Origin of the sequence: Cuneatibacter sp. NSJ-177, from assembly GCF_022867805.1 — a bacterium.
Lineage (GTDB): Bacteria > Bacillota > Clostridia > Lachnospirales > Lachnospiraceae > Pseudolachnospira.
Genome location: NZ_JALIFO010000006.1, coordinates 339,436 through 351,939, shown reverse-complemented (window position 1 = coordinate 351,939; position 12,504 = coordinate 339,436). Strand labels below are relative to the sequence as shown.

The following is a 12,504-nucleotide window of genomic DNA, read 5'->3' as shown; positions in this document are numbered from 1 at the left end:
ACATTTTACTCCTATTCTTCTTTCATTCCATCCCGCCCAATGTCCATGCTGCCGGAACGAAACCCCTCCAAATCCATGGTAATATAGAAAAAGCCCAAGCGTTTCAGCTCCTCCGTCACTTCTTTTCGGAGGACAAACAGCCGCTCCATCTCCTCCGCTCCCACCTCAATCCGGATAATCGGCTCATGGAAGCGCATACGCACCTGACGCAGCCCACGGTTTCTCAGCCACTCTTCCCCCATTTCCAGACGGCCCAGCAGTTCTGGGTCCAAAGGAGTTCCATAGGGAAGTCTTGTGGCCAAACACGGAGCGGACGGTTTCTCCGCCGCCGATAGTCCCATCTCAGCGGCCAGCCGCCGGATTTCCGCCTTGGTCAGGCCGCATTCCGCCAGCGGGCTGATCACTTGCAGTTCTTTCAGTGCGCGGATTCCCGGCCGGTACGCGGAGAGATCGTCGGCATTGGTTCCCTCCACCACCTGGGAAATCCCCCGCTCCGCCGCCCAGCTTTTCAGTTCTAAAAACATTCTCTTTTTACAATAATAGCAGCGCTCCGGTGTGTTTTGGTAGACGAAAGGCTCTTCGCTCTCATCCACTTTTAAAAGTGTCAAATTCAATCCGCACTCCGCCGCCAGACGCCGGGCTCCCTCGATATCCGCTCTCGGATGAAGCCTCGTGTCAAGCATCACGGCGTGAAGCTTCGCGCCGGCCTCCGCAAACAGCTTCATCAAAAGGCCGCTGTCCACGCCTCCGGAAAATGCCAGGCAGACGTCGCTTGACGCCAGCTCCCGGATTCTTTCTTTCAGAGCTTTCGTTTTCCCGCTCATGATCTTTCCTCTTCCGCTAAATTTTGAATCAGCCGGTAAATCCCGCCGAAGTTCTCCCCGCTCTCGTCACAGATCCGCCTGACGTCCTCGTATTCCGGATAATTCCAGGTTTTATCGCCGGCACGGCACTGTTTGACCCGTGCCGTCCCCCAAGGCGTCTCCAGCTTTTTGATCGTACGGTCCAGGCAGCTCCGCTCCACCGGATACCGGCGGATTCCAATGGTCGTGGTATGGGTAAAGACAACCCGCTCCACATCCGGAATCTTCTCACGGTCGCACACAACGGTCAAAAGCACGCCCGGACGGTTTTTCTTCATAAACACAGGAGTAAAAAACGCATCCCGCACTCCGGCCTGCCCCAGTTTTTCCAGCGTGTAGCCCATCGCTTCCCCAGAACAGTCGTCCAAGTTGGTCTCCAATACCCAGACATCTTCCCGTGCAGCCAAAGGCTCGATCAGGCTGGCCCGCAGCACATTGGCATGGGGAAAATCTTTTTTTCCAGCGCCTATACCGGTTTTCAAAATCCGGCACGGCGGAAGGCCGATCCTGCCCTGCCACAGCAAAGAGGCGATCGCCGCGCCGGTGGGCGTCACCATCTCGCCTTCCACATTTTGGATACTGACGGGAAGGCCGTAAGCCTCCGCCAGATTTCGTACGGCGGGCACCGGAACCGGCAAAAGGCCATGGGCGCATTTCACATGTCCCTGTCCCTCATAGATCGGCGACAGAATCACCTCTCCGATATGTAACTGATGAAAACAGTAGGCCGCGGTCAATACGTCCACGATGGAATCCACTGCTCCCACCTCATGAAAATGAACTTCTTCCAGCGGAATTCCGTGGGCTTTTGCTTCCGCCTCGCCGAGACGCCGGAACATTTCTCCCGCCATCTCCAAAACCTCCGGTTCCGCCGGCAGTCCGTCAAGCAGAGCAAGCAGGTCTGCCAGATGCCGGTGAGGCTGATCTTTTTCCACAAGTACATCAAAGTCTCTTGCCGCGATCCCCTGCTTTTTTGTTTTTCCGTGGACCACGCGAAATCCGTCCACCGGCAGGGACGAAAGAAGACGCGTCAAACCGGCCGCATCCGCGCCCAGATCCAGCAGCGCCGCGGCCGTCATGTCGCCGCTGATGCCGGAATAACATTCCAAATACAAGCAATTCTTATTCATCTTTTTTCTCCACCAGCCGGTTGATCTGGGAAGCGACATAACCGGCTCCATATCCATTGTCGATATTTACCACGGAAATACCGTTGGCGCAGGAATTGATCATGGTAAGCAGGGCGGAAACGCCGCCGAAACTTGCCCCGTAGCCGACGGAGGTCGGCACGGCCACCACCGGCTTATCCACCAGACCGGCCAGGACGCTTGCAAGCGCTCCCTCCATACCGGCCACCGCGATGATGCAGTTGGCGGTGTCCAGCTCTTCCCTGACCGCAAGAAGCCGGTGGATTCCAGCCACGCCGATGTCAAAATACCGTTCGGCCCTGCCGCCGAAAAACTCCACGGTCTGGGCGGCTTCCTCGGCCACGGGAATATCCGCGGTCCCGGCCGAACAGACGGCAATCCGCCCGATCGGCTCCGGTTTTTGATATACTAATTTTAATATCCGGGACACCGGATCATACATGAGTTCCGGGATTTCTCCCAGCAAAAGTTCTGCTTGCTCCTTTGATGCGCGGGTGCCCATGGCATTTTCTTTCCGGTCCCGGAAGTTCCGCCAGATTCGTTTTAAATGCTCCGGCTCTTTGCCCTGACAGAAAACCACTTCCGAAAAACCGGTCCGTAGGCGCCGGTGGTGGTCCAGCCTGGCGCAGCCTAGATCCTCATAGGGAAGAAGCCTGAGCATCTTTTGGGCTTCCTCGATACTCAGACTTCCCTCCTTCACCTGATACAATAATTTTTCCACATCCATCGATTCCATTCAGCTCCCTTTTGTGTTTTTAAACTGAAAAATCAGAAACGCCACGGCCAGCGCCGCTCCCAGCGCGGAATACCATATATTTTCACTGACGTGAAACCACTCCAGCACAGAATTTGCAATTGTCATGCCCGCGCTCAGACTGGTTGAAATAATCAGCACCGGCTTCACAAACTGAACTCCTATGACACCCACCAGGATGCCGCCGGCCACAAGAAGCACGATTTTCCACCAGACATCCGTCCCCAAAAACAAGAGGAACAGCGAGGCCGTGCAGAGAAAACAGATGCAAAAAATCCCGGCCAGATACAGCTTATATGCGACCAGCGCGCCGATTATGGCGACCAGCAGACCGACTCCGGCAATCACGGCCGCCTGCTCTGTCACCCATCCGGTCACCAGCATCCCCAAAAAGCCGCCGAGGATAAAACCGAAGACCGAAACCCACAACTTTCTAAGCCGATATCCAAACAGCCCGTTGCAGGCCGCCGCCACAAGGCTGATGCCCAGAGACAAACCGGATTTCCAATCGATCGAAGACAGCAGATCCATTTTGATTTTCTCCTTTGTAAAGTATGCTTTTGTATCCTGGAAAACCAACCGCTTCTATTTCACTTTCTTTGAAAGAGAAGTGATGGAATGAGCCTTATTCTTCAAGTATTCCAGATAATAATCCGGGCAAAAATCCTCTCCGGTTGCCTCGCGCAGCAGCTCCGGAACCGGCTTTACCGCGCCGAATCGGTGAATTTTTTCTCTCAGCCAATCCGTAATCTCCGATAGTCTTCCCTCAGCGAGAATCTCCCCCACCGGGATTTCCTCTTCCATCCGCCTGTCGATCTGAGCTGCAAAAGCATTGCCCAGCGCGTAGGAAGGAAAATACCCAAAGGAACCCTGGGCCCAATGAATATCCTGGAGCACTCCTTCGGCGGCATCCTTCGGCCGGATTCCCAGATATTTTTCATATAGCTCTTCCCAGCGCTCCGGCAGCTCCTTCACCTTCAGCTCGCCGCCAAAGAGCTCCTTCTCCAGCCGGTAGCGCACCAGGATGTGCAGGCTGTAAGTCAGTTCGTCGGCCTCGATCCGCACAGGCCCCGGCTGCACCCGGTTGACGGCAGCCATGAATTGATCCAGAGAGATCTCCCCCAACTGGTCCTCAAACAACTCCTGGAGCTTTCCGTAGAGGGGAATCCAGAATTCTTTCCGTCTTCCCAGCATGTTTTCATAAAAGCGGGACTGGGATTCGTGCATGCCGCAGGACGCCCCCATTCCCACCGGCGTCAGGGTCAGTTCCGGCGCCACGCCCAATTCATACAGAGCATGGCCGCCTTCGTGGATCGTAGAAAAGATCGCGCTGACCGGAAGTTTTTCGTAATAATGGGTTGTAATCCGCACATCGTCGCAGTGCAGGTTCGTGGTAAAAGGATGGGCGCTCTCCGCCATCGCCACGCGTTTTTTATCCAACCCCATATAATCTGCCAGGTACTCATTGAATTCCCGCTGTTTTCCGATGGGGTATGACTGATGCAGGAAGAAATCATCCAGGCCTTCCTGGGCCTTTACCACTTCCTGCACCAAAGGCGGCAATTCTTCTTCTAATTTTTCAAAAAAAGGATCCAGCTTTTCTTCCGTGAATCCTTTCTCATAGTCCTCCAGCAGGACGTCGTACGGCTTTTTCTTCCCATTGGCCCGCGCCTCGGCAAACCGGCGGGTCATATCCACCACCTTTTCCAGCGTAGGGGCAAAGGCGGAAAAATCGTTTTTTTCCTTCGCATCCGACCAAATGGACGCGGCTTTGGCCTGGAGATTGGCATAGGCCCGGTACTCCTCGGCCGGAATCGCCTCCATCTTCTCCAATTCAAGAGAAAGCTCCCGGACCACGGCTTCTTCCTCCGGGGTCAAATCAGCAGCTTCTTTTAAGGCTTCTATCGTTTGCTTGGTCTCCGGTTCCAGAATCGCTTTCCGAAGCCCGTCTTGAAGAAGCTCCATCACCGTCGCCGTGCGCTCCACTGCGCGATCCGGAGCCATGGTCTCCAAATCCCATTCAAAAAGTGTCAGGGAGGTCTGGATCATCCTCCGCTGTTCCAGATACGGGGTTAATTTTTCATAGAGCTGATTCATGTTCCACCACCTAGAAATATTTTTTATTCCCCCATAGGTTCTTCTTTTTCAGGTTTAAATATTCATTGTAAGCCATTTCCAGTATTTGTTTCTCATTGGAAAACTTCAGCAAGTGATACGCTTCATGGTATTTATAATAACCGGAATCCACAAAGAACTCTTCCCTCTGCGGTTTGCTGTAATAGCTGTCCGACATCATCAGAAACCAGTGGACATCCTTTACGACTTCTTCTTTCAAGGTTGAAAATGTATATTGGCTTTTCCCGATGTATTTGATAATTGACGCCTTGACCCCGGTCTCCTCCATGACTTCCCGCAGGGCGGTTTCCGAATGCTCTTCGCCTTCTTCCACCGTTCCCTTCGGAAGTACCCAGCCCTCGTATTTGTTTCTGACATTCTTATACAAAAGCAGAATCTTTCCGCGAAAAATTACCACACCGCCACAGCTCGTTGCCTCTGTCATTGCAATCCCTCCTGTCCGGCTGGAACAGTATCTTGTCTATATTAGTATATAGTATACTCTCTCCTGGAAAAAGCGTCAAGGTTACAAAATGAACGGCGCTTCCAGGCTAAAAAAACAGTCGCGGATCTGTCGTCCGCCGTTATCGATCGCGGGGCAGAGGAGTGCAATAAAAAAACCTTTTCTCCTTACGCTTTGATTTTAAGACGCAAAAAGAAAAGGCTTTCCATATGTTCGACACTTCTCAGTCCTCATCCACGCCGGTCACCACAATCCCACGGTGAGGGACCGGGACGGAAAATACAATCTGAGTCTCCGTATGCCCGAATTTTTGAAGCTGGCCGATAAACACGTCCAAGTCTGTCGTGGAAGGGAAGCTTACTTTCATCAGCATGGAGTAGTTCCCGGAAACGGTATTGCACTCGATCACATTGGGAACCCTTGAGATAAAAGGCAGGAACTCAGCCTTCTGCTTCGGTGTCATTTCCAAATTAATAAAAGCCGTGATGTGATACCCCATCTTGTCCAGGCTGATATCCGCATGGTAGCCGGAAATGATTCCGTCATCTTCCAGCTTCTGAATGCGGGCCGCTACCGCCGGCGACGACAGGAATACCTTCTCCGACAGCTGTTTCAGAGAGTATCTGGCGTTTTCCTGAAGAAGCCGCAATAACTTTTTGTCGATTCTGTCCATGACAAACCTTCCTTTAACTTAATATAATAATTATAACACGTTATATTTAAAAGTTCAATTTGAAAATTCCTTTGTTTTTATTCCTACTCATCGAGAGTAAGAGCATCCCCCGCGATTTTTTCGCTATCCCGGCAATCAACGCGCCGCACGGGAACCAAAGATGGCGGTGCCCACCCGAACCAGGGTCGCCCCCTCTTCAATCGCCACCTCAAAATCTCCGGTCATTCCCATCGACAGCTCGTCCATAGAAACGCGGTCCAGCCCCATGGACGCAATCTTTTCTTTCAGTAGTCTCATAGACCGGAAATACCCGCGGTTTTCTTCCGGCGATTCCACCGGGGGAGCGATTGCCATTAGTCCGCAAACCTCAAGATTCGGAAGCGCTGCGATCTGGCGCGCCAGTCCGGCGGCTTCCTCCGGGGACACTCCGGACTTGGTCTCCTCCCCGGCGATGTTCACTTCCACCAGAACCCGGCAGACCAAATCTTTTTTGGCCGCTTCCTTCTGCAAGGCTTCCGCCAGATGAAGGGAAGAGACAGAATGGATCAGACAGGCTCTGCCCACCACATATTTCACCTTGTTGGTCTGGAGGTTGCCGATCAGATGCCAACGCAAGGGTTCGGTGATCTCCTCGGTTTTGGTCTTCAGCTCCTGAGGCTTATTCTCCCCAAAGTCTTTTACGCCGATCGCCATCAATTCCCGAATCATCTCCACGGGCTTTGTCTTGCTGACCGCAATCAAGGTCACATCTTCCCGTTTCCTGCCGCTCCGTTTACAAGCGGCGGCAACTCTGGCTTCCACTTCCCGGTAATTTTCCGCTACCATCTTTTCTGCCTTTCAAAACGACTTTGTGAAATACATCCATCTTCCATGACTCTGGGATCTTACTTTCCGTCCCGTAGTATAACATGTTTTCCCGGAACTTTCAAGAATCCATCCGGAATTCTTGTTCAAAATTTTCTTAAGCGGAATACGAAAATTTGTGTCATTTATTTTGCACCATTCTTTTATTACTTATCAAAATTTTTCACAGATCGAAATCCCACCCTCTTTTTCGACTCCGCCGCCGCCGGGATCCGACAAAAAGATTGCCGCGGAATGCAATTCGGCGTTCTAAATTGCACCCGCGGCAGCTCCTATTTCTTTTGGCCACAGCCAATATTTTATTTTTCGTCCCGCATAGAAACAAAAATCCTCAAATTCAAAATTTTTCTCTGCTATTACCGGAACACAATCTCCCCTGTCTCCGGATTCATCTGCTCCACAATCGCCAGGGATTCCACACGGACTCCCTTGTTCCTGATCATCTCTCCGCCGCTCTGGAATCCTTTTTCAATGGCGATTCCAACGCCTTCCACCGTAGCCCCGGCGCTCTGGATCAGGTCGATCAGCCCGTCCACGGCGCAGCCGTTGGCCAGAAAGTCATCGATAATCAGCACATGATCCTCCGGTCCCAGGTATTTTTTGGATACGATCACGTCGTAGGTGCGCTTATGGGTAAAGGATTCCACCTTTGTCACGTAGGATTCCCCGTCCAGGTTGATGCTCTGGGTCTTCTTGGCAAACACCACCGGCACATGGAAGTGGCGGGCGGTAATACAGGCGATGCCGATCCCCGACGCCTCAATGGTTAAAATCTTATTGATCGGCCGGTCCGCAAACAAACGCTTAAACTCCTCTCCCATCTGATCAAACAGTTCCACGTCCATCTGGTGATTCAGAAAGTTGTCTACCTTCAGAACATTGCCCGGCTTTACCAAGCCATCTTTCCGGATTCTCTCTTCTAGCAGCTTCATTGGTTTTTTCCTCTCTGTATGTAAGGATGTCAAAATAATCGTAGTATTACTATACTCCACCGCTGATAGAATCGCAAGTCCTGAACGGATTTTTTGTTGATTCCAAAATTTAAACGGAATCAGAAGGTAATAGAAAAAATAAGACGAGCAATGTTTATCCGCGAAAAAAAGAGACAGGCCTGTCTCAAACAAGCTTGTCTCTTTTTCATGCAGTTGGCGGGACTTGAACCCGCACCCAAGTAATATGGACATGAACCTGAATCATGCGCGTATGCCAATTCCGCCACAACTGCGCTTTCCAGTGCGCTCTCTCAAGCGCTTCTATAGGATAACGCACATCGGCAAAAAAGTCAAGACTTTTTTGCCGATTTTTTAACCTTTATTACACTTACAACGACCCCGAAAATAAAGATGTCAAACCCCAGAGTTTTTACTGACATATCCATAATCTCAGATACATGGTATGTACCGCCGGAGTGTGCCTTTTATACCCGGCTTGTCAGCCTGGCACTATACAACCGCTTCTTTCTTGTGCGCTTACTCAAAATGGGTTCCAGCTGGGATTACATACCCGCATTTCTCGCACTTGGCATCTTCGGTGGTCGCGCCCTCCCGCAGGAACACCTCTATTACCGCTTTGCATTGGGGGCATTCCACTTCTTTGATGGTGATATTTTTCCTGGACTCCTCACAGCTTTCCAAAATTGCCATTCTCGTATCCTCCTTCCGGCTCTTCAACCGCCAAGCAGTTATTATCTAACTAGTTTTATTATAGCCTTATCTTAAGAAAAAACAAGAGTTTTACGTTGAAAAATTCAAACAGTCCATTCTTCCGGCTGTATTCAAGAAGTTCCTTCATTTATCCGCAAAATGCAAAGGCCGATTGGTGATCCGCCCATTTTTCCGGTGACTTCGTTCTGAACATCACACATAAAGATTTCCGGTCAGCGCAAAGATACAAAAATAGCTTCCCATCCAGGAAGCTATCTTCGTTCAAAGCTCATTCTTTGATTGTCTGCAGTTGGCGGGACTTGAACCCGCACCCAAGTAATATGGACATGAACCTGAATCATGCGCGTATGCCAATTCCGCCACAACTGCGCTTTTCCAGCGCACTCTCACGAGCGCTTTTATAGGATAACGCATGGAAGCAAAATTGTCAAGTCCTTTTTTCAAAAAAATAGTTCTAAATTGTTACGGTTCACAGCCACAATTCCGCGAGGTATTTTATCCATTCTCCTGCTTTAATATCTCGACCGTGCTCTCCTTTTTCAGTTTGCCCATCGCGTACAGCATCGTAGCGATCACCACCAGGAATACGCTTCCGACACTGACCGCAAGGCTCCCCCAGGGGATCTTAAAACCGACTTCCACCCCATTTCCCATGCTGAGATACAAAAGGTAATTGATGCAAAATGCCGCCGGCAAACCATAGAGCAGGGATTTTCCCCCGTAGCAGAGGCATTCATAATACATCATTTTCCGAAGGCCCTTCTCGGTCATTCCCACCGACTCCAGCATCGCAAATTCCCGCCTGCGCAGATGCAGATTCGTTGAGATCGTATGGAACACATTGGCCACTGCGATCAGAGAGATCAGTACGATAAAACCATAGGAGAACACATTGATGATCTCCAGCATATCCCGCATCGATTTCTCATCTGCCGCCCGGTTATAGATCGAGCCCCGACCATGCTGCTGCTCCAGGACTTTGTTCATCTCATCGTAAACCTTATCCGCGTCATCCGCCGTAAACTGCATGGTGCGGCTGCCGAAAGAGCTCATCAAATTCTGCGGGACCACGGCTTCCCGCACTGATTCTGGGTAGAGGACAAAAACAGTTCGAGTGTACGAAGACACATTGATCCCAAAAGGAGGCGTTTCGACGAACGCACCTATGGTAAGCGTCCACTCCTCATTCTCCAGAGGTTTTCCTTCTTTAGTATAACGTTCCACCTGAATGGAGGCGTTTAGGGGCGTCTGACCGTCCAGCACCTGCAAATTCCGGTAAACGTCATTCTCCCCGTCATAGTAGGTGTATTGGTTAACCGCGATTCCCTGCGGGTTTTCCGGATCCAAAAACAGCGCCGGATCCAGTCCCTGCTCCTCTGCATACTTCTGAAAAGGTCCGTCTTCCAAAAATACGGCGCGCAGATTCCAGTGCGCCTGATCCGGATGGGCCGCGCCATATTCGGATCCCCCCAGATCCCAGGAGCCGGCCCGGTCCAGCTGCTCCGCCAGACCCGGATCTAAGATCTCCTGATCCAGCCAGACAGTGAAATAGCCGGACAAATAGCTGCTGCTTGCCTTCACGCCGGGAACCGTCCGCAAAGACTGGTAGATAGCGTCCGCATTCTCCCCCGGCTCCGAATAGTATTCCAAATCATAGTTGGAGGTCCCGGTCCCTCTTGTGACTCCTGCACCCAGATACTGGACAAAGGAGCTGGCGGAAAGGAATAAAACAACACTGAGGAACAAAGAAATCACCGTGCTCCGGTAGCTCCTCCGGTTTCTCTTGAAATTTTTGGCCGCCAGCATTCCCGGCAGGCCGAACAGACGGTAAGCCAGCCGGCCGGTTTTTCTCTTCTGGGGGCGGACCACAATATCCTGGGTCTGCCGGATCGCGTCCATGGCCGACATGCGGGAAGCTCTCCGGGCCGGCGCCCAGGCGGAAAGGATCAGGGACAGACACGTGATCAACAGGGCGATCACCAACCCCTGCCAGGTCACATGCAGGTGCATGGTCCCTTCCCCGGCCAGATATGTGAACTTGTCACTGAGCAATGTCAGCGTCACCCAGGCTCCAAACAGCCCGGAACCGATCCCCAGCGGAACCCCGATCAGTCCAACCGCAAAGGCTTCAAAGCGAACGCTCGCCGCCAGTTGCTTTTTCGTCGCCCCCACAGAGGAGAGAATGCCGAACTGCCTGGTCCTCTCACTGATCGAGATGGAAAAAGCATTGTAGATCAGGGAGACGGAGCCAATCAAAATCAATATCATCAGAATGGAGCCCATCCCGTAGAGCACCTGATAAAAGCCATTATGCCTGGAAACGTTCAGGTAAAGCAGTAAACTAGAATTGACATCCCCGGAATTTCCATAGTCTCGCAAAAGCGTATACGCCTCTTTCGGTGATTTCAAGCGCAGATAAAGGCTCAAGTCCTCCTGGTGAGAAACGGCGTCTGCATCCGCAAAGGTGATCGCCGCATATCCGGGGGTATCGGACGGCTCATAGTCCGGATTCTCACAGTAACCTACCACCGTGTAGGTCCTGGTCTCATCCGCTGTCAAAACTTCCCCTTCCGTGTAAGTGTTTCTTACCTTCAAGAGTTCGCCGTTCTCATCTTTTCTCTGTCCCAGCGTCAGGGTGATTTCTTCTCCCAGCTCATACTGCACCCGTGCAATTCTTGAGACATAGTCCGAAATCACGATCTCCCGATCGTTTTCCGGGAGCCTTCCCCGCGTGACCCGCACCGGCAGCGTCTCAAAGGCCTGATCCGAAAATCCAATCACTTTCAGATAAGGACGCCAGCTGCTGTCGTTTTTATCCAGCTCGGCAAATCCGATGTTTTGAACCCAGTCCAACCGCTCCACCCGGTCATCTGACTCCAGCCGGGCGATGCTGGCATCGTCCAGGTTGTCTAGGGACACATGCCAGTTCCCGCTGTGGGAAATCTCATATTCCACCATGTAATTCTGCATACTGGTGACCAGGGACGCCACCGCCGTGATCATTGCCGCCGAGAGGATTACTCCGATAACGGTCACGGCGGTCCGCACCTTATTTTTTTTCAGCGTTTCCAAGGTAACCCGATTCAGCACATTCACCGGCGGATCACCTCATCTCTTGCGATCTGGCCGTCCTCCACCGCCAGCACCCGGTCGGCCTGCAGAGCAATGTTCTCGTCATGGGTGATCACGATCAAAGTCTGATGATATTCCCGGTTGGAAAACTTCAAAAGCTCTACGATTTCCTGGCTGTTTTTGCTGTCCAGATTCCCGGTGGGCTCATCAGCCAGAACCAGGGAAGGCGCATTGATCAAAGCGCGTCCGATGGAGACGCGCTGCTGCTGTCCTCCGGAAAGCTGGTTCGGCAGATGATAACGCCGTTTGGAAAGCCCCAAAGTATTCAGCATCTCTTCCAGACGCTTTTGATTTACCTTTCTCCCATCCATCAGGAGCGGCAACGTAATATTTTCTTCCACGTTTAAGACGGGAATCAGGTTGTAAAACTGATAAATCAGTCCCACCTGACGCCTCCGGAAGATGGCCAGCTGTTCTGCATTCTGCGCGTACACGTCCGTGCCGTCCAGATAAATCTTGCCGGAAGAGGGTACGTCCACGCCTCCCAGCAGATGAATCAAGGTTGACTTTCCGGAGCCGGACGGGCCGACGATCGCAACAAACTCTCCTTTTTCCACGGAAAAGGAGACGTCCCTCAGCGCATCCACCCGGTTTTCCCCTTTTCCATACGTTTTACACAGGTGCTCCACCCGCAATAATTCCATCTTTTCCTCCTGTCCCCCGCATTGCAGGCTTTTCGTTTTTCTTAGTTTACATTCCGCGGGTGACTCTCCGGTGACTCTCCGGTGACAGTTTTGTCATAAAATAGAAAACAAAAAACGCTGCTGTCTCCACGTTCGGGACTGCAGCGTCTTTGTTCCTCCTATGCCGCACAGCGATAACCAACGC

The 12,504-nt window shown here is 51.8% G+C and carries 12 protein-coding genes and 2 tRNA genes; all 14 read right to left on the bottom strand.

Annotated features, from left to right (window positions below):
• Positions 1-11: 11 nt before the first annotated feature.
• Positions 12-824, bottom strand: a complete 813-nt coding sequence (gene larE / locus MUB23_RS09575) for an ATP-dependent sacrificial sulfur transferase LarE (RefSeq protein ID WP_244800264.1) — start codon at positions 822-824, stop codon at positions 12-14.
• A complete protein-coding gene (larC, locus tag MUB23_RS09570) occupies positions 821-1,993 on the bottom strand; it encodes a nickel pincer cofactor biosynthesis protein LarC (protein ID WP_244800263.1) in 1,173 nt (390 codons plus the stop codon). The genes larE and larC overlap by 4 nt, the downstream gene beginning before the upstream one ends.
• Positions 1,986-2,738, bottom strand: a complete 753-nt coding sequence (gene larB / locus MUB23_RS09565) for a nickel pincer cofactor biosynthesis protein LarB (protein WP_244801178.1) — start codon at positions 2,736-2,738, stop codon at positions 1,986-1,988. Before larB ends, larC begins: the two co-directional genes overlap by 8 nt.
• A gap of 9 nt (positions 2,739-2,747) precedes the next feature.
• Complete coding sequence (locus MUB23_RS09560; RefSeq protein ID WP_244800262.1) at positions 2,748-3,296, bottom strand: hypothetical protein; 549 nt, start codon at positions 3,294-3,296, stop codon at positions 2,748-2,750.
• A gap of 54 nt (positions 3,297-3,350) precedes the next feature.
• Positions 3,351-4,862, bottom strand: coding sequence for a carboxypeptidase M32 (locus MUB23_RS09555; protein WP_244800261.1), 1,512 nt, complete (start codon positions 4,860-4,862; stop codon positions 3,351-3,353).
• Between the two features lie 10 nt (positions 4,863-4,872).
• Positions 4,873-5,325 (bottom strand): NUDIX hydrolase, encoded by a 453-nt coding sequence (locus MUB23_RS09550; RefSeq protein ID WP_244800260.1) that lies wholly within the window; start codon positions 5,323-5,325, stop codon positions 4,873-4,875.
• A gap of 241 nt (positions 5,326-5,566) precedes the next feature.
• A complete protein-coding gene (locus MUB23_RS09545; protein ID WP_244800259.1) occupies positions 5,567-6,016 on the bottom strand; it encodes an Lrp/AsnC family transcriptional regulator in 450 nt (149 codons plus the stop codon).
• Between the two features lie 135 nt (positions 6,017-6,151).
• Positions 6,152-6,841 carry a YggS family pyridoxal phosphate-dependent enzyme gene (locus MUB23_RS09540; protein ID WP_244800258.1) on the bottom strand — a complete coding sequence of 230 codons (690 nt, stop codon included), beginning with the start codon at positions 6,839-6,841 and terminating at the stop codon, positions 6,152-6,154.
• Between the two features lie 395 nt (positions 6,842-7,236).
• Positions 7,237-7,812 (bottom strand): xanthine phosphoribosyltransferase, encoded by a 576-nt coding sequence (locus MUB23_RS09535; RefSeq protein WP_244800257.1) that lies wholly within the window; start codon positions 7,810-7,812, stop codon positions 7,237-7,239.
• A gap of 208 nt (positions 7,813-8,020) precedes the next feature.
• Positions 8,021-8,105: transfer RNA gene (locus MUB23_RS09530), tRNA-Leu, on the bottom strand.
• Positions 8,106-8,349: 244 nt separating this feature from the next.
• Positions 8,350-8,523, bottom strand: a complete 174-nt coding sequence (locus tag MUB23_RS09525) for a hypothetical protein (protein ID WP_244800256.1) — start codon at positions 8,521-8,523, stop codon at positions 8,350-8,352.
• A 305-nt stretch (positions 8,524-8,828) separates the two neighbouring features.
• Positions 8,829-8,913 (bottom strand) — tRNA-Leu (locus MUB23_RS09520).
• 126 nt (positions 8,914-9,039) lie between these two features.
• Entirely contained in the window at positions 9,040-11,640 is a 2,601-nt protein-coding gene (locus tag MUB23_RS09515; RefSeq protein ID WP_244800255.1) for an ABC transporter permease, read from the bottom strand.
• Positions 11,637-12,320 carry an ABC transporter ATP-binding protein gene (locus tag MUB23_RS09510; RefSeq protein ID WP_244800254.1) on the bottom strand — a complete coding sequence of 228 codons (684 nt, stop codon included), beginning with the start codon at positions 12,318-12,320 and terminating at the stop codon, positions 11,637-11,639. The genes MUB23_RS09515 and MUB23_RS09510 overlap by 4 nt, the downstream gene beginning before the upstream one ends.
• Positions 12,321-12,504 lie beyond the last annotated feature (184 nt).